Genomic DNA, 400 nt, shown 5'->3' with positions numbered 1-400 from the left:
TTGAATACGTTGATACTTCAATAAGATTCCCATCTGGGTCTCTGAAATAGAATGATGTGATTACACCTTGTGCACCTGTACATTTTACAGGTCCTTCCATGATAGTCACACCTTGATTCCCCACATGCTTCATCGCATCAGACAGAACTGTGTCGGTAATAAAGCACAAATCTGCGCTCCCAACTCTAATATTTTGAGCTTTAGGTTCAAACTCATTACCGAGTTGATGAAGATTGATCTTCTGGTGACCAAACTCTAGAGCAATCCGACCAGCGCCAAAACTAACAGCTTTCATGCCCAACACTTTTTCATAAAAGTTCGTTGTTGTTGGAATATCTGCAACAGTCAGAACCAAATGATCAAGGTGACTAATTTTCATCAGAAACTCCATTTTCTAGGA

At 40.0% G+C, this 400-nt stretch carries 1 protein-coding gene; it reads right to left on the bottom strand.

Annotated elements, in window-relative coordinates; genetic code table 11:
• On the bottom strand, positions 1-379 hold a 379-nt coding region (locus GOU96_RS18375), incomplete at its 3' end, for a VOC family protein (RefSeq protein WP_324702132.1).
• Between the last annotated feature and the right edge of the window lie 21 nt (positions 380-400).

The sequence above is a fragment of the Vibrio sp. R-1 genome (assembly GCF_035615595.1).
Classification (GTDB): domain Bacteria; phylum Pseudomonadota; class Gammaproteobacteria; order Enterobacterales; family Vibrionaceae; genus Vibrio; species Vibrio cholerae.
This window is presented reverse-complemented; position numbering and strand designations above follow the sequence as displayed.